Raw genomic sequence first — 17,126 nt, forward strand, 5'->3', positions numbered from 1 at the left:
AACTCTTAAGAAATACCTAAAGTAAATCTAAAGAAACCTTAAGAAACCGGATTTTCATATTTCTTCACAGATTTTGTGATACTATACAATCAGAATAGTAATTAAACTAATCATTTAAGAGGATTATATGGGAAATCAAAAGATATTAGTTGTAGATGACAATGAAGAAATCAGAAATATACTTCATATATTATTAGAAAGCGAAGGCTACATTATAATAGAAGCTCCTGATGGTGAGACAGCCCTTGCCCTAGTTGATGACAGCATCGATCTTATCATTTTAGATATTATGATGCCTGGCATCTCCGGCTTGGATGTTTGCAAAAGGATTCGCGAAAGCTATCAGATGCCTATACTGTTTCTTACTGCAAAGGGAACTGATTCAGATAAATCACTTGGTCTTCTGATAGGTGCCGACGATTATCTGTCAAAGCCTTTTTCTCACAGCGAGCTTACAGCCAGAGTTAAATCCATGCTTCGTCGCTACTATGTATATAAAGGAAAGGAAACTGCCACAAACGACAACTACTTTACCTACGATATATTTAAGGTAGCAAAAGACAGAAACGAGGTTTTCATCACATCATCTACTGGTGAAGAAACTGCGGTGGATTTATCGGAGCTTGAATACCAGATTCTACGCCTTCTTATAGAAAGTCCAGGAAGGGTATTTCCTGCTCAGCTTATATATGAAAGCATTTGGAACGAACCATATTTTTACAGCTCAAATGCAACCATCATGGTTCATATTAGAAACCTACGCACTAAGATTGAGGATGATCCATCAAAACCAACTCATCTTCTAACGGTCTGGGGAAAGGGATATAAATTACAATGAACAAAATCAAAAAACTCACATCAAAATCCTTATATATAGAGCTTTGGCTATCTATTGGTTTTGCCATTTTGACCGGAGTAATTTTTTATTTACTTGCACAGCAAATTAATGAATCTATCTATGCTTCTAGTTGGAGTTCAAAGGAATATGCTAAAAAACGTTTAGATGAAACCATAGAAGATTTTCAAGAATACACTATTGAAAATGATGTGCATGCTGATGACACTCTAGTTATTCAAGTATGGAGTAAGCAAAACCCTTATGTATATTTTTACATAGAAAAGGATGGTAAGCAAACCTACGACTCTTTGGTAGACTATTCATTTCCGGACTCAGATTCTATGATGACTGATGATGAATTAGCAGAAAGCTATGAACATAATCCTTATGCCAAGGTATATAAAATCAATTTTTCAGATGGTGAATATACCATGCATGTCTTTGAGGATTTTCAATATGATTTATACAACAAAATCCACATTATAAATCTATTTATAGCAGCCATAATAATCATCACTATTATCACAATCCTTGTTAGAAAAAAGATTCACTACATCAAAGAGGTTACCTCTGGCATCAACATCCTAGAGGGTGGAGACCTTAACTACGAGATTCCTGTAAAGGGCTACGACGAAATAGCCCATGTAGCTGAAAGCCTTAATTCCATGCGCGTAGCTGTAATCCAACAGATGGAAAATGAAAAGAAAGCGCTGCAGGCCAATAACAGCCTTGTCACTGCATTGTCCCACGACCTTCGTACTCCTCTTACAACACAGATGGGATATCTTGAAATCCTAAAGGAGCATCACTACAATTCACAGGAAGAATTAGATAAGTATTTAAACACTGCACTTACTACCTGCCATCAGATAAAGGAAATGTCTGATAGATTATTTGAATACTTCTTAGCCTTTGAGCCTAATCCTAAAAGAGCTGATGATGCCCTTGATGAATATGATGGAATGGAATTCTTCATGCAGATTATTTCTGAGCTCACCCCTCCTCTTATGGAGCAGGGCTTTAGATTTAATATTGCTGAGCCATATGAAAGCTTTACTATCAAAGTAAATGCAGATGACATTTTAAGAATCTTTAATAACGTATTTACGAATATAGATAAATATGCTGATGAAACAACACCTGTAGAAATTAGCTTTATTAAAGACAAGGATTACGCCAAGGTAACATTTACAAATATCATTAGAAATGAGCCTAGAAAAAACGAAAGTGCCAAAATCGGCCTTATTAGTATATCAAGTCTTATGAAAAGACAAGGAGGTTCTAGCTTAACTAGAACCTCCAATAATAAATTTACTTTAGAGTTAAAGTTTCCTGTTGCTCTTAGCTAAATAATCCAAAGAATTTTTTAACCTTGATTGATACAGGAGCTGACTCCTCAGAGTAAACTCTATTAGCACCACTACCCTGGTATGAAACAACCTTGTAGTAGTATGTCTTGTTGTTTGCAACTGCAATATCATACAAGCTGTTAAGTCCACTAATTGTAGCAAACTTTGTGTACTTGCCATTCTTTGATGTGCTCTTGTAAACAACATAGCCATCTGCGTTTGCGTCCTTAGTCCACTTTACATATACGCCAAGGATTGTCTGGCTAATGCCTGTAATCTTTGGTGTGCTAAGTGCAGGACGTCCTACAGATACAACATCTTCCAAATCCTGTGCTGCAACAACATCTGTAGCTTCATTGTTAAGGCCAAGAACCTTTGTCTTGATTGTAGTATCCTGTGTCTTAAGACCAGCCTTAACTGTAAACTGAACAGTCATAAGTGTTCCTGCTGCAGTCTTTGGAGCATCATTTACGAATGCATAAGCAATTCCCTTAGCTTCGTCATTTTCATAATTCTTATTTACATCAACGTCACTAAACTTAATTCCCTCAGAATCAGATTTAAGAACTAAAACATTTGGGTCATACTCTACAGCAACTCTACCATCAGAAACAGTAGTCTTATCAAGTGTAAGCTTGTATGTAATCTTCTGGCTGTCTGCCTTTCCAGTAGATGTAACTGCTGTATGAAGTGGTGTAACATTTGCAGCCTTAGCTACATTTGTGTAAGGAGTAGATGTAAATAGTGTTAGCGCTGCCATGCAAAGAACGGCTGCTCTCTTTATTGATTTATTCATCATCACTTTCTCCTCCTGTTGTTTCGTCATCAGAAGTAGTGTCGTCTTCTGCTGATGTATCTTCTTCAGTAGTCTCTTCAACTACCTCTTCTGCTTCTTCCTTATCCTGGTCTTCTGTTGCTTCTGACTTTATATCATCATTCTTTTCGTCATCCTTCTTCTCGTCTGACTCCTCATCTGACTTTTCTTCAGTCTTCTTAACAACCTTAACCTTTACTTCAGCTGTAAGATGCTTACCCTTCTTATCAGTTGCAAGTGTTGTTGCCTTAACTACTGTCTCACCTTCTGCAACTGCTGTGATAACACCGTTTGCTGAAACCTTTGCGATGCTTTCATCTTCGCTTGACCAATCAACAAGGTTATAGTTTTCTGCAAGCCACTTAGGACCAACTGTAGCCTTAACCTGTGCCTGCTTTCCTACTTCAAGCTCTACCTCATCCTTGTCAACTGTGATTTCTGATACAAACTTTGTATCAGCATGACCTGTGTTGTTGAATCTGTAAACTGTTCCGTTAAGAGCGTAATCATATACCTCTACATAGAATACATCTTCTGGAGCATCGATAAGGATTTCCATATCTGTATCTGCTTCTTCCTGGTTTACAGCGTACTTACCAAGAATAGTCTTCTTATCACTTCCAACTACAACTACAGATGCTGTGTAGCGGTTATCATAAGCTGTGATAGCGTACTTGCCATCTTCTGTCTTAACTGCATCTGTTACTACTGGTGCTGTGTTATCAATTGCCATTGGTGTCTTGATAAACATACCAGGAGCATTAAGTGTAGAAACATCCTCTACATCATTGTAGTAGCTTGGAATTGCCTGAAGTGAAATTTCAACCTCTGTTCCATCTGCAAGTGGGTTACCATTAGCATCTGTACCTGCCCAGTTAAGATCCTGTGCTGCAAGAGCTTCTTCCCAGCTACCTGTTCCAGAATAGTAGAACTCAGCGTACTGATCCTTTGCTACATGCTCAAAATACTTCTCTCCAGTGTTCTTATCTGTGATTGTAAGAATTAAACGACCTGCATTTCTCATTAATGAGTAATACTGAGCGCCAAGCATTGTTCCGTTCTCAGAGCTGATAGCATTTCTGTCTGCAATATATTTCGCATCATCAACAAAGAAATTAGGAATGTAGTACTGTTCGCTTGGAAGTCCAAGTGGGTAGATTGAAAGGAAGTTTGTTCTTGAAATACCAGAATATGTCATTGCATCATATTCAGGATTGTGAACGTACTCCTCAAAATCAAAGTCCTCAAACATTGGAGAATCCATCCAGCTTCCATAGAATGCAAGGAATGGAACTGATAAATCAACGCCACCCTTTACATAAACGAAACCGTCTACGTACATACCGTTTTCGAAGCCAGCTAAGTATTCTCTATCGCTGTCTGAAAGGTTGATTGCTACATTAACCTTTGTACTATCCTTTACCTCTACTACTTCAAGTGCAAGATCAGCTACTGCCTCACCGCCCTTGAGCTGCTTAGATAAAGCGTAAACATCCTTTGTATCTACAAGTCCGTCTTTGTTGAAATCATAGTAATCTGCGTTCTCATCAACGATAGCAACATCACGTGAGCCATTAACAACCTGAAGAAGAACCTTTCTATCCTTGTTGTTTACCTTGCCATCATCGTTAAGATCATATACAAGCTTTGTATCATCTGCTGTAAGAGTTACCTCTGGGTTAAGCTTGTGTGAGCTTCCTGCAAAGTAAGTTGTACCGTCGCTGTCATAAAGCTCTTCTGTAAGTACTGTTGAATCAAGTACGAAGTACTTAGCATCCTCGTCCATGTTATAAACATCAAATGAGAATGAGTAGTTACCTGACTTTGTAGGGTCATCACCAAGAACAGCCTTAACCTTACCGTCATTGCCTTCCTTGTCACCTACTAAGATGTAAGCTGGTGATGAAATAGCATCCTGAACATTTGCAAGACCAGCACCCTGTGAACGAGGAGAATACTCAAGACCTGTCTTATCGTTATCCTCGTAAAGTGGTGATGCAGTACTCATAATAAGTGACTGTGCAAGTGTTCTGATTGAAATGTCATTCTTTTCAGCAAGGTCATTTTCTTTGATGTACTGTTCTACAAGTGCAATCTGACCTGCAAGTGATGGAGCTGACATTGATGTACCAGACATCTGTCCATATGTACCATTGTCTCTTGTTGAGTAGATGTTTCCACCTGGGCCTGTGATTTCTGGCTTAAGATCAAGTGAACCTGGAACACCGTAAGATGAGAAGTCACTCATTGTGTATCCGCCTGGAACATCTCTTTCTGTAGCAACATCTGTGTTGATTTTGATTGTTCCTTCGTATACGCCTTCAGCTACTTCTTTACCTGATGCTGCAACTGCCTCACCTTCTGACTGCTTAATAGAAACTGCTGGAATAACTGCTGTGCTTCCCTGCATTGTCATTGAGATTGTACCTGGCTGGTTGTTAACAATAACAATTGCCTTTGCGCCTGCTGCCTCAGCATTCATCTGCTTCTGTCCGAATGTGATTGCACCTCTGTATACAAATACAATCTTATCCTTTACATCAACGCCTTCGTAATCAGCTGGCTCGCCCTTAGCGTTAAGGAATACAAATGGATACTCTGTTCCGCTCTTGTCCTCTGACACATCAAGTGTTAAGAACTGAGGAGCAAGTGTGTCATTTGCATCTGTATAGAAGATTGTCTTTCCATCTGAAAGGCTAAAGTTGTTAGCTGTCATACCGCTATTTACTGCTGATGCTACTGTAAATGCGTTTGTGTATGATCCTGGTGAACCTACTGTATCAAGGTTTACATCCTTTGAAAGGTTTACACCGTATGTTGAGCTATCAGACCAACGACCTGAGTTACCAGCTGAAATAGAAACAACTGTGCTTGTGCCTTCAAGCTTCTTGAAGATTTCATTTACATATTCTTCTTCATCTGATGAGTTACCAGCTGCTGATGAACCAAGACTTAAGTTGATTGCATCTGCCTTAAGAAGAAGTGCATCCTCGATAGCTGCCATGTAATCATCTGTGTAAGCACCACCGTTTGTACCGAATACCTTCATTGAGATAAGCTGTGCATCTGGTGCGATACCAACAACTCCTGCCTTCTCTCTGGCATAGCCAGTAGCTGAAGCTGCATTCTTTACATAGTAGTTTGCTGTAGCAATACCAGATACGTGTGTACCGTGGTCACCCTGCTCATCGTTGTCATGTGTGATGTCAAGGTTCTTGTCTACATAGTTAAATGCAAATGGAACTTTATCATTGTTGTAAAGCTCATCTGCTGTAAGTCCTTCATATTTCTTTGTAGCATTAAGATTTGGAAGAACATTTTCGATTTCATCTGCGTCAAGAAGTTCATAATCAGAAACGCTCTTGCTTGCTGCTTCTGCTGTCTCCTCTAAATGAGCGTCAAATGCATCTGCATCAAATGATGGATGGTCGATATCGATACCTGTATCGATAACTGCAATACGTGTACCTGCACCTGTGTAACCTGTAGCCCATGTGCTGTAGCTTCCTACCATATCACCAGATGTGATTGTGTTTGGCTCAGCCTCTACGCATGGCTCGTACTGAGATGCAACATATACTGCCTCTACTCCATCTACCTTTTCGATGGCTTCAATATCCTTAAATGCTACATCTGCTGATACAGCATTTGTAAGGAGTGAGAAATTAAAGTTAACATCTAAATCTTCACCGTCTAAAGCTTCGTTTGAAATTTTTTCAACCTGCTTTTCCTGCGCAGCTTCGATTTTGTCAGCGGCACGCATTGCTGATTTGTTATCAGCTAAATCCTCTGTGTCATATCCCTTATCGATGACACTGTCGCCTTCCATAACAATAATTACTCTAGTTTGTTCGTCTGGATCTACTGCCTCATTTGGTGTTTCAACATCCTCACCGTTAAGAACTTCTGTAGGATCCACAAGGCCCTCTTCCTTAGGGTCAACTTCCTCGAAGACTGGTAAATCTTCGGTTGCTTCTACTTCTTCTGATTCTGCTTTTGATTCTGTCTCTTCAGATTTAGTCTCATCAGCGGTCTCATTAGTTGCATCAATTACAACTTTTTCATCTACCTGTTCTTCTACTGGACTAGCTACTGCAGTGACTGTTGGCGACATAGCAAGTGCTGCTGCCATAATCACTGACAATACCTTCTTAGGTATCCAGCTTCTTCTCATGATTTTACCTCCCTTTAATAGAATTTATAAAAACTATCTATCTGAGAAAAAATAGATAGTCTATAGCGAAATTGGATGTGGGCTATACCCCAGATATTATTTAAAGCGTAATTTAATATATTGATTTAAAGCGTTAGCGCTTTTAAGTGCTAAAGTATTACGGTCAAAAAATAAATGCGCTAAACACGCATTCATCATTTCTAATGACAAAAGTATATGTTTAGCCGCATTTAAAGTCAAGATATAATTATTATTTATAACCATTTATTAAAAATATTTTTTACAGTGCCAGAAAATTAAAAAGCATCCTTTCTCCATCCATGGTCATTATTGATTCTGGGTGAAACTGTAAACCATACACTTCATATTCTTTATGTGCCACGGCCATAATCTCTCCATCATCTGTGGTGGCTAAAATCTTAAGATTTGTTGGCAAGCTCTTAGCCTCTGCTGCAAGGGAATGATATCTAGCAACTTTTATGTTCTCTGGCATCCCCTTGAAAAGCTTTGAGGAATTATCAATCTTTACATCAGACTGCTTTCCATGCATAAGCTCCTTAGCGTAAGTGATATTAGCTCCAAAGGTCTCACAGATAGCCTGATGACCTAGACATACCCCAAGAATAGGTATCTTTCCTGCAAAATGAGCTATCACATCCTCACATATACCTGCCTCATTTGGCCTGCCTGGGCCAGGAGATATGATTATATGGCTAGGATTTAGCTTTTCTATATCGCATATACGAAGCTCATCATTTCTCACGACCTTAATATCAGGATTAATTTCTCCCACAAGCTGATAGAGGTTATAGGAGAAACTGTCATAATTGTCTATTAATAATATCATTCTATTCCTCCCTCAGCCTGCTTAATGGCGTTTACCACAGCCTTTGCTTTATTTATGCATTCCACAGCTTCCTTTTCTGGCACAGAATCATATACTATGCCTGCGCCTGAGCGAATGTAAATGCTGTCATCCTTTTTATATACAAGCCTTATGGCAATGCATACATCTAAGTTTCCTGAGAAATCCAGGTATCCTATAGCTCCACCATAGATACCTCGCTTGCTTTGCTCTAGTTCCTCTATTATCTGACAAGCCCTAAACTTGGGTGCACCAGAAAGAGTACCTGCTGGAAGTATTGCATCCACTGCATCTATTGCATCCTTATCCTCAGAAAGCTCCCCCACCACAGTGGAGCCAATATGCATTACATGGGAGAATCGCTCTATATCCATATATTTATCAACAGCTACACTGCCGAGACGCGCGATTTTTCCTATGTCATTTCTGCCAAGGTCCACTAGCATGTTATGCTCTGCTCTTTCCTTTTCATCGGCAAGTAGCTCTGCCTCTAAAGCTTTGTCTTCCATAGCATCCTTGCCCCTTGGTCTGGTACCAGCCAGTGGAAATGTGCTCACCTTTTTATCCTCTACCTTAACCAGTGTCTCTGGTGATGCACCTGCAATCTCTATATCGGAGCTGTTAAAATAAAACATATATGGAGATGGATTGCTTGCCCGAAGTAACCTGTATGTATCAAACAAGCTTCCAGAAGCCTTGGCACTAAGCGGATTAGAAAGCACTACCTGAAAAATATCCCCTTCCTTAATATAGTGCTTTGCTTTTTCTACCATCTGACCATATTCTTCTGGTGTAAACTTTGGGGTAATTTCTGTCTTAAGTCTAATCGGTTCAAAATGCTTCTTTGTACCATTTTGTAATAGATACTTAATCTCAAGAAGCTTGTTGTAAGCCCTTTCGTACTTAATATTAAGCTCGTCAAATCCTTCATTAAAATCATCGGTATAAGGAATTTTTTCATCCAACATTACACCTGTAATCAAATAGATTTTCTGCCTGAAATTATCAAATGCAATAACATCATCAAAGAGCATCAAATCCATGTCTTTGAAATCATCATATCCATCACATTTTAATCCAAGCTTTGGCTCAGCATACTTAATATAATCGTAGGAAAAATATCCTACCAGGCCTCCCGTAAATGTAGGAAAGCCTTCAACCCTCGGAGTCTTATATTTGGCAAGTATTTCCCTCAAGGTCTCATTTGGATGCTTCACATTTCTTTCTTCTATTAAATCTTTGCTTCCTCCATTGTTTTCCTTGATTAACAGCTTGCCATCAGAACAGGTTATCTCCAGCTTAGGATTAAATCCTAAGAAAGTATATCGTCCCCATGTTTCTGATTGACTTGCGCTTTCCAATAGATAGCATTGATTACTTGTGTTTCTGATAATTCTCATAACCTCTATTGGGGTGTAGCCGTCGGAAAGCATTTCAATCATTACAGGGATTCTTTTGTAATCTTCCTTTTTAGATAAATTTCTTACCTCATCAATACTAGGATGCATGGTAAGCCTCCTTTATGTCCTTAACAAATCTGCCAACTTCCTTTGGTGAATCCTTACCATATTTTTCAATCATACGAACAATTGCCGAACCAACGATGGCGCCATCAGAAATACCTGCCATAGTAGCTGCTTGTTTCGGATTTGATATACCAAAGCCTACTGCACATGGTACATCAGTGTTCTTTCTAACTCGTTTTACCAAATCTTTAATATTGCTATTTATCTCAGCTCTTGTACCTGTAACACCAAGGCTGGATACTACATATATAAATCCCTTGGCTTCCTTTGCAATCATATCAATTCGCTCCTTTGAAGTTGGAGCAATCATGGATATAAAATCTACCCCAAAGCTTGATGCCACTTCTTCAAACTCCGCCTTCTCCTCAAATGGAACATCAGGAAGGATGATTCCGTCTATTCCTTTATCCTTGCAATTAGAAAAGAATCTTTCCATTCCGTATGAAAATACAACATTTGCATAGGTCATGAAAACAAGTGGAACCTTTACCTTGTTACACACTCTATCTACCATTTCAAAAACATCGTCAGTTGTTATTTTGTTTTTAAGTGCCCGGATGTTAGCACCCTGGATTACAGGACCTTCTGCTGTTGGGTCAGAAAATGGGATTCCAAGCTCAATTAAATCTGCTCCATTTTTTTCAAGCTCTACAATAATCTTTTCAGTGGTTTCTAAATCAGGATCTCCGCATGTGATAAATGGAATAAATGCCTTTTTATTATTGAATGCCTCTGCTATTTTACTCATGGATATCCTCCCCTCTGTAACGTGCGATTGCTGCACAATCCTTGTCGCCTCTTCCTGAAACTGTAACTATAATAATCTGGTCTTTTCTCATTGTTGGTGCTAACTTCTTCGCATATGCGATAGCATGGCTGGATTCGATTGCTGCAATGATTCCTTCAGTTTTTGCTATGTATTCAAAAGCATCTACTGCCTCGTCATCTGTAACAGGCACATATTTTGCTCTGCCTATATCGTGAAGATGTGCATGCTCAGGTCCAACTCCTGGGTAATCTAATCCAGCGGAGATTGAATAAACTGGAGCAATCTGGCCATATTCATCCTGGCAGAAATATGATTTCATACCGTGGAAGATTCCGATTCTTCCTGTGTTTACAGTTGCTGCTGTTTCAAATGTATCAATGCCTCGTCCTGCAGCCTCGCAGCCAATAAGCTGAACTCCGTCATCTTCAATATAATGATAGAAGGAACCAATGGCGTTACTTCCACCACCAACACAGGCAATAACTGCATCTGGAAGTCTTCCCTCTACCTCTAGAATTTGTCTTCTGCTTTCCTTTGAAATCACTGCCTGGAAATCTCTTACGATAGTTGGAAATGGATGTGGTCCCATTACAGAACCCAGACAATAATGTGTATCATCAATGCGAGTAGTCCATTCTCTCATAGCCTCTGAAACTGCATCCTTCAGTGTGGCTGTTCCTGATGTAACTGGGATAACATCTGCTCCAAGAAGCTTCATTCTATATACGTTGAGAGCCTGTCTTTCGGTGTCCTCTTTTCCCATAAATACAACACATTCCATTCCAAGAAGTGCTGCAGCTGTTGCTGTTGCAACACCGTGCTGGCCTGCTCCTGTCTCTGCAATAAGTCTGGTCTTTCCCATCTTTTTGGCAAGAAGTGCCTGGCCCAGTACATTGTTAATCTTGTGGCTTCCTGTGTGATTCAGATCTTCTCTTTTAAGATAGATTTTTGCGCCGCCTAAGTCCTCTGTCATCTTTTTAGCATAGTATAAAAGGCTTGGTCTTCCCGCGTAGTTGTTAAGTAAATCAGTAAGCTCCTTGTTAAATTCTGGGTCGTCCTTGTAATGGTTGTATGCCTCCTCAAGCTCATTTACTGCATTCATAAGTGTCTCTGGAATATACTGACCGCCATGAACACCAAAACGTCCTTTGCTCTTTGAACTTGTACCGTCTTTACGAACTGCGCTGACAAAGCTTATCATCTTTTCCTCATCCTTCAAATGATTTGTTTCGATTCCTGTGCTTACATCTACTCCAAATGGCTTTGTGATTTCTATTGCAGATGCCACGTTTTCCTGGTTCAATCCACCTGCGAGAATGAAAGGTCTATCGATAAATGTAAGAAGCTTTAAGTCCTTTATTGGAACTCCCTCACCATTTCCTGCATCAAGCATAATCATGTCTGCATTTGATTTTTCAGCCTTAATCAGTTCCTCTGGGGAATTAGCCTTGAAGGTTTTGATTACAGGAATGTTATTGTCCATAAGCTCTTTAATGTAATCTTCATCCTCGCTGCCATGAAGCTGAGCCACATCAATAATGTTCTCTTCGAATAGCTCTTCTACCTGGGAAGCTGGAGCATCTACAAAAACACCTACCGCCTTTATTTCAGGATTTAACATGCTCTTAAGCTGCTTTGCTTTTGCCTTAGTAACATTTCTTCTGCTTTTATCATAAAAAACAAATCCGATATATTCTGGCTTCAGCTTGTTTGCTGTTTTTATATCTTCTTCTCTTGTAAGTCCACATAGCTTAATGTTAGTCATTTTAAATCCTCCTTAGTTCCTTTAGCTTTGCTGTTTTGTCATCTGCCTTCATAAGTGTTTCGCCTATTAGAACTGCATCTACCTTGGCATCTCTTAATTCCTTTATATCTTCATTTGAACTGATTCCGCTTTCTGATACAAAAATAATGTCTCTTGGGATCATTTGCCTTAGGCGTTTGCTGTTAGCGGTATCCACTGAAAAGTCCTTTAGGTTACGATTGTTTACACCTATAATTCTTGCTCCTGCTTTAACCGCCATCTTTATTTCTGCCTCATCATGCGCTTCCACCAAAGCGCTTATTCCAAGCTCATCGCAAATATCAATGTAATGCTTTATTTGGCTTTGATTTAATATGGCACATATTAATAGGATGGCCTTTGCTCCTAATAGCTTTGCCTCGTAAATCATATATTCATCAACGGTGAAATCCTTTCTTATACAAGGAATATTTATCGTATTTGCGATTTCTTTAAGATAATCATCACTTCCTAAAAACCACTTTGGTTCTGTCAGCACCGATATACAATCAGCCCCAGCCTTTTCGTAATCCTTTGCTATTTGTAAATAGTCAAAGCTTTCTGCTATTACTCCTTTTGATGGGGAAGCCTTTTTGCACTCACAAATAAAAGCTATATCGTTTTTGCGAAGTGCCTTTTCAAATTCAAAATCTCCCCTTGGCATATTGCATGCTTCTTTTTTTATTTCTTCTAGTGACTTATTTTTCATTTTCTCAGCGACCCTTTGTTTTGCATGCGCTGCCAATTGCTCAAGTATATTCATTGCCTCTCCTTAACAAGCTCCACTTGCTGCATTTGCAATCTCATCTATCTTAGCTTCTGATATTTCGTTGCTAACTAGTATGAATTTCTCTAATGTTTCTAGTGCCTTGCCTGAATCTATTATTTTTTCCGCAAGCTTAACTCCGTCCTTAAAGCTATCTGCCTTGCCTCCGATGTAAAGAGCTGCTCCTGCATTTAAAAGCACAGCATTTCTTTTATGGCCCTTAGCTCCACTGAGAATATCTCTTGTGATTTTTGCGTTATTCTCTGGAGTGCCCCCCTTTAAATCATCCTTAGTACATCTTTCAAATCCAAAATCTTCAGGCTCAATAATGTATGTTTTGTACCATCCATCATTTATCTCGCAAATCTTTGTTGGAGCTGAAAGTGAAATCTCATCAAGCTTATCCTGTCCATACACAACCATTCCTCTTTTTACCCCTAGGCTTATAAGTACCTGAGCCAGTGGCTCCACCAAATACTCATCATATACCCCAAGAAGCTGCATACTTGGTGTAGCTGGATTTGTCAAAGGTCCTAAGATGTTAAATACTGTTCTAAATCCAAGCTCTTTTCTGATTGCTCCCACATACTTCATTGATGTGTGATACTTCTGAGCGAAAAAGAAGCACATGCCAACCTCTTTTAAAAGCTCAACACACTTTTCTGGGCTTTGGCTTATATTTACCCCAAGTGCCTCTAGACAATCTGCTGTTCCACAAAGTGAAGATGCTGCTCTATTACCATGCTTTGCCACCTTCATTCCTGCCGCCGCTGCTACCAAAGCTGATGTAGTAGAAATATTAAAGCTATGAGCATTATCTCCACCAGTTCCAACAATCTCAAAAACCTCCATGCCTGTTTCAACCTTTGTAGCATGCTCTCTCATTGCCGCTGCACAACCTGCGATTTCATCAGTAGTCTCAGCCCTTGCACTCTTTGTAGAAAGTGCTGCCAGAAATGCTGCATTCTGTGTTGGAGAGCTTTCACCACTCATGATTTCATTCATGACTGTGTATGCCTCCTCATAAGTTAAATCTCCCTTGTTTACAATTTTTTCGATTGCTTCTTTGATCATTCTCTTCTCCTTTCACTATCAGGGACTTTTTTGTAAAAAAAAATCCCTGATAGAAACCATTAATAAGTTTCTATCAAGGACGAAAATTCTTTTCCGCGGTGCCACCTTGAATTCATAGGGTAAACCCATGCTCTTAACAGGATACCATCATATCCCTGACTACTAACGTAAGCCTCACGTCGTGCAATACTTTGAACTTAATCATTTCCTCACGCCCTCAGGAGTCCATTCCCAAATCGCTATCATACCGCATCCCACCATCACGGCTCTCTCTCATGAATCACGAAGAGGTACTCCTCTCCCTCATCGGTTTAATACTTTATTGAGTTGAAGTAAATATACCATTTGGAATATTTGTTGTCAACAAGTTTTTTTCTGCGTGAGTTAGAAAAACTATACATATAATATATTGAATAGTTATATATTAACTGCTATAATGTTTTAGCTTCGGATTATGTAATTATAGCATCAGTTCCTTCCATCATTATTGGTAAATTCAAAAAATGATGAAAGGAAAACAAAATGAATACAAATTTTAGTATTCCAAAATCTGGGGAACTAGTTGTCCCTATGACTAATGACTATTTATTTAAAGCTCTACTGCAAGAGAATGAACATGTACTAAGAGGTTTGCTATGTTCTCTTCTTCATATGAATGAAGAAGACATCAAATCTACAGAAATAACTAATAGTATCAAGTTAGGTGAATCCTTCACTGAAAAAACTTTCATGCTGGATGTTATTATCAATCTAAACAATTCCAAGACCATTAATCTTGAAATGCAGGTCATCAATTATGACAATTGGACTGAGCGGTCACTAGCTTATCTTGGTAGAGAGTTTTCAAAAATACTTAAAGGTGCTGATTATGCGGATGCACCGCCTGTACAGCAAATTGGAATTCTCAATTTTACACTGTTTAAAAATTATCCTAAATTCTACTCTACATATATGATGCAGGAGTTAGAAAATCACAATATTTACAGTAGTAAATTTGCACTTTCCGTGTTAGACTTAACTCAGATAGATAATGCAACTGATATTGACAAGTCCTACAGATTAGATCATTGGGCTCGTCTATTCAGTGCAACAACATGGGAAGATTTGAACACTCTAGCAAAGGAGAATCCGATTATGGCTGAAGCTACAAACACCATTAATAAGCTAACTGAAGATGAACTGGTTCGTGAAGCCTGCTTCAGACGTAATGAACAGCTTGCCCATGAAGCCGTTATTGCCCGAAAGCTTGAACAGCTTACTGAGGAAAATGCGAAAATGAGCGCCGCCCTATCAGAAAAAGATGCCGCTCTTTCTGAAAAGGACGCTGCACTTTCCGAAAAAGACGCTACTTTGTCTGAAAAGGATATGATTATAATGGAATTGAAAAAGAAGTTAGCAGCTCTAACAAATGATGAATAAATAGTCTTTGAACCCTGCCTATGACAGGGTTCTTTTTTTATTGATTATAGAGGAAATGGCTGCACGGTGGCTATGCCTATTGTTTACTGTTCTCGAAGAGATGTTTATATGCATGGCTTGGCCATAGAATGGCGTTATTCTTAGTATAAGTATAAGATATAGTCGATTTTTCGATTTTATACTTATAACTGGGCAGATATGTGGTTCCCCCGTAGATAAAAGTATATAATCTGTTGAGATTTGCATGTCTTATACTTTTTTCGCCGGCAATACTATGTTTCAAAGCCCCAAAAAGTATAAGATTGCTAGTTAGCTTCTTCCTTATACTTTTTTTGTAGATTTCCCCATATAAAGTTCATTTTTAAGTATAAGATTAGAATTTGAGCTTATTCTTATACTTTTTATTAAACGGGACAGCCAGCGGGGAGGCGCGGTGGTTATACCTATTATTTACTTTGTCTATTGTGTTGTGCCGATTATGGGCGTGGGCTGTTGCGACATACCCATTTTGATTATTTTGTCTACTATATTCTGGCGCGTGAACTTTTGAGTATGACAAACATGGCTATATCGTAGAGTCATACTTTGTTTTGCTGCTGATGATGCCATTTTTCATTTTTAAGTATGACTTTTGCTTGATTTTGGACATTAGATACTCACTTCTGCCATTCTCACGCTATTGCACCTTGGTTTACAGTATGACAACCTTATTTTCCGCCTATAGTCATACTTAAAACTTGGATTCAGCGCCCTTGCACTGCGATTACAAGTATGACTGTGGCAAATATAGCAGTTTGTCATACTTCATTTTTATTTGCTTTGATTAAAAGGGGAACAACCAGCGGGGAGGCGCGGTGGTTATGCCTATTATTTACTGTTCTCGAAGAGATGTTTATATGCATGGCTTTGCCATAGAATGGCGTTATTCTTAGTATAAGTATAAGATATAGTCGATTTTCCGATTTTATACTTATAACTGGGCAGATATGTGGTTCACCCGTAGATAAAAGTATATAATCTGTTGGGATTTGCATGTCTTATACTTTTTTCGCCGGCAATGCTATGTTTCAAAGCCCCAAAAAGTATAAGATTGCTAGTTAGCTTCTTCCTTATACTTTTTTTGTAGATTTCCCCATATAAAGTTCATTTTTAAGTATAAGATTAGAATTCGAGCTTATTCTTATACTTTTTATTAAACTGGACAGCCAGCGGGTGAGACACGGTGGTTATGCCTATTATTTACTTTGTCTATTGTGCTGTGCCAACTGGACGACTTTGGGCACGCAGCGAAAACACTTTGGCTGCTGTGCGTGTTTAGCTGGGTGACTTTGGACACGCAGGAACACCTCTTTGGCTGCTGTGCGTGCTTGACTGGGCGACTTCGGACACGCAGGAACAACACTTCGACTCTGGTGCGTGCTTGACTGGGCGACTTCGGACACGCAGGAGCAACTCTTTGGCTCTGGTGCGTGCTTGACTGGACGACTTCAAACACGCAGGAGAAACACTTCGGCTCTGGTGCGTGTTTTGGGGACTTAAGAAATATGATTTACGATGGCAAAGGGACAGAGGAACGGATGCGCGGTGGTTATGCCTATTTCTGCACATGACAAGAGCACCCCGAAGGGTGCTCCGTTTATAAAGGAATTAGTATTGATATGAGATATTAGTTTATGGCTGATCTGTTGTTGGTTCTTCTGTTGATCCACCGCCTGGGTTCTCTGGGTCTGGATTCTCTGGATCTGGATT

Annotated in this window: 12 protein-coding genes, 1 pseudogene and 1 other annotated feature; of the genes and pseudogenes, 3 read left to right on the plus strand and 10 right to left on the minus strand. The window is 39.3% G+C overall.

Going from position 1 to position 17,126, the window contains the following annotated elements; all coding sequences use genetic code 11:
• Nucleotides 1–127: 127 nt before the first annotated feature.
• Nucleotides 128–838 carry a response regulator transcription factor gene (locus G611_RS0113270; RefSeq protein WP_028244041.1) on the plus strand — a complete coding sequence of 237 codons (711 nt, stop codon included), beginning with the start codon at nt 128–130 and terminating at the stop codon, nt 836–838.
• Nucleotides 835–2,187, plus strand: coding sequence for a sensor histidine kinase (locus G611_RS0113275; RefSeq protein ID WP_028244042.1), 1,353 nt, complete (start codon nt 835–837; stop codon nt 2,185–2,187). The genes G611_RS0113270 and G611_RS0113275 overlap by 4 nt, the downstream gene beginning before the upstream one ends.
• Here the strand turns inward: G611_RS0113275 and G611_RS0113280 are convergent.
• From G611_RS0113280 to trpD, 9 genes and pseudogenes are all read right to left on the minus strand, one after another.
• Nucleotides 2,180–2,986 (minus strand): hypothetical protein, encoded by an 807-nt coding sequence (locus tag G611_RS0113280; protein WP_028244043.1) that lies wholly within the window; start codon nt 2,984–2,986, stop codon nt 2,180–2,182. The genes G611_RS0113275 and G611_RS0113280 overlap by 8 nt on opposite strands.
• Nucleotides 2,976–7,175, minus strand: a complete 4,200-nt coding sequence (locus tag G611_RS0113285; protein ID WP_028244044.1) for a S8 family serine peptidase — start codon at nt 7,173–7,175, stop codon at nt 2,976–2,978. The genes G611_RS0113280 and G611_RS0113285 overlap by 11 nt, the downstream gene beginning before the upstream one ends.
• Nucleotides 7,176–7,455: 280 nt before the next feature.
• Nucleotides 7,456–8,022 (minus strand): anthranilate synthase component II, encoded by a 567-nt coding sequence (locus G611_RS0113290; protein ID WP_028244045.1) that lies wholly within the window; start codon nt 8,020–8,022, stop codon nt 7,456–7,458.
• Nucleotides 8,019–9,548, minus strand: a complete 1,530-nt coding sequence (gene trpE, locus G611_RS0113295) for an anthranilate synthase component I (protein WP_028244046.1) — start codon at nt 9,546–9,548, stop codon at nt 8,019–8,021. The genes G611_RS0113290 and trpE overlap by 4 nt, the downstream gene beginning before the upstream one ends.
• The gene (gene trpA, locus G611_RS0113300) at nt 9,538–10,314 is read right to left on the minus strand and encodes a tryptophan synthase subunit alpha (protein ID WP_028244047.1); all 777 of its coding nucleotides are present in this window, start codon (nt 10,312–10,314) and stop codon (nt 9,538–9,540) included. The genes trpE and trpA overlap by 11 nt, the downstream gene beginning before the upstream one ends.
• Entirely contained in the window at nt 10,307–11,536 is a 1,230-nt protein-coding gene (gene trpB, locus G611_RS15005; protein ID WP_051195279.1) for a tryptophan synthase subunit beta, read from the minus strand. Before trpB ends, trpA begins: the two co-directional genes overlap by 8 nt.
• Nucleotides 11,531–12,100 (minus strand): annotated as a pseudogene (locus tag G611_RS16055) (phosphoribosylanthranilate isomerase); the annotation flags it as partial. The pseudogene G611_RS16055 and the gene trpB, both read right to left, overlap by 6 nt.
• 1 nt (nt 12,101) lies before the next feature.
• Nucleotides 12,102–12,881: an indole-3-glycerol phosphate synthase TrpC gene (gene trpC, locus G611_RS0113310; RefSeq protein ID WP_028244048.1), complete on the minus strand. Its 780-nt coding sequence runs from the start codon at nt 12,879–12,881 to the stop codon at nt 12,102–12,104.
• 9 nt (nt 12,882–12,890) lie between these two features.
• Nucleotides 12,891–13,958: an anthranilate phosphoribosyltransferase gene (trpD, locus tag G611_RS0113315; protein WP_028244049.1), complete on the minus strand. Its 1,068-nt coding sequence runs from the start codon at nt 13,956–13,958 to the stop codon at nt 12,891–12,893.
• A 72-nt stretch (nt 13,959–14,030) separates the two neighbouring features.
• Nucleotides 14,031–14,274: a binding site (T-box leader), on the minus strand.
• A gap of 206 nt (nt 14,275–14,480) precedes the next feature.
• Between trpD and G611_RS0113320 the strand changes: the two genes are divergently transcribed.
• Nucleotides 14,481–15,377, plus strand: coding sequence for an Rpn family recombination-promoting nuclease/putative transposase (locus tag G611_RS0113320; RefSeq protein ID WP_028244050.1), 897 nt, complete (start codon nt 14,481–14,483; stop codon nt 15,375–15,377).
• A gap of 1,535 nt (nt 15,378–16,912) precedes the next feature.
• On the opposite strand, the gene G611_RS15925 is transcribed toward G611_RS0113320, so the two are convergent.
• Nucleotides 16,913–17,126, minus strand: a 214-nt coding sequence (locus G611_RS15925; protein WP_207636298.1) for a hypothetical protein, incomplete at its 5' end; no start/stop codon positions are given.

It is taken from the genome of Pseudobutyrivibrio ruminis AD2017 (assembly GCF_000424305.1).
Taxonomy (GTDB): domain Bacteria; phylum Bacillota; class Clostridia; order Lachnospirales; family Lachnospiraceae; genus Pseudobutyrivibrio; species Pseudobutyrivibrio ruminis_B.

Bases quoted from the DNA above. Each gene is read 5' to 3' on its own strand.
- G611_RS0113270 (WP_028244041.1), top strand. From the start codon at position 128: ATGGGAAATCAAAAGATATTAGTTGTAGATGACAATGAAGAAATCAGA.
- G611_RS0113275 (WP_028244042.1), top strand. From the start codon at position 835: ATGAACAAAATCAAAAAACTCACATCAAAATCCTTATATATAGAGCTT.
- G611_RS0113280 (WP_028244043.1), bottom strand. From the start codon at position 2,986: ATGATGAATAAATCAATAAAGAGAGCAGCCGTTCTTTGCATGGCAGCG.
- G611_RS0113285 (WP_028244044.1), bottom strand. From the start codon at position 7,175: ATGAGAAGAAGCTGGATACCTAAGAAGGTATTGTCAGTGATTATGGCA.
- G611_RS0113290 (WP_028244045.1), bottom strand. From the start codon at position 8,022: ATGATATTATTAATAGACAATTATGACAGTTTCTCCTATAACCTCTAT.
- trpE (WP_028244046.1), bottom strand. From the start codon at position 9,548: ATGCATCCTAGTATTGATGAGGTAAGAAATTTATCTAAAAAGGAAGAT.
- trpA (WP_028244047.1), bottom strand. From the start codon at position 10,314: ATGAGTAAAATAGCAGAGGCATTCAATAATAAAAAGGCATTTATTCCA.
- trpB (WP_051195279.1), bottom strand. From the start codon at position 11,536: ATGATAAGCTTTGTCAGCGCAGTTCGTAAAGACGGTACAAGTTCAAAG.
- trpC (WP_028244048.1), bottom strand. From the start codon at position 12,881: ATGAATATACTTGAGCAATTGGCAGCGCATGCAAAACAAAGGGTCGCT.
- trpD (WP_028244049.1), bottom strand. From the start codon at position 13,958: ATGATCAAAGAAGCAATCGAAAAAATTGTAAACAAGGGAGATTTAACT.
- G611_RS0113320 (WP_028244050.1), top strand. From the start codon at position 14,481: ATGAATACAAATTTTAGTATTCCAAAATCTGGGGAACTAGTTGTCCCT.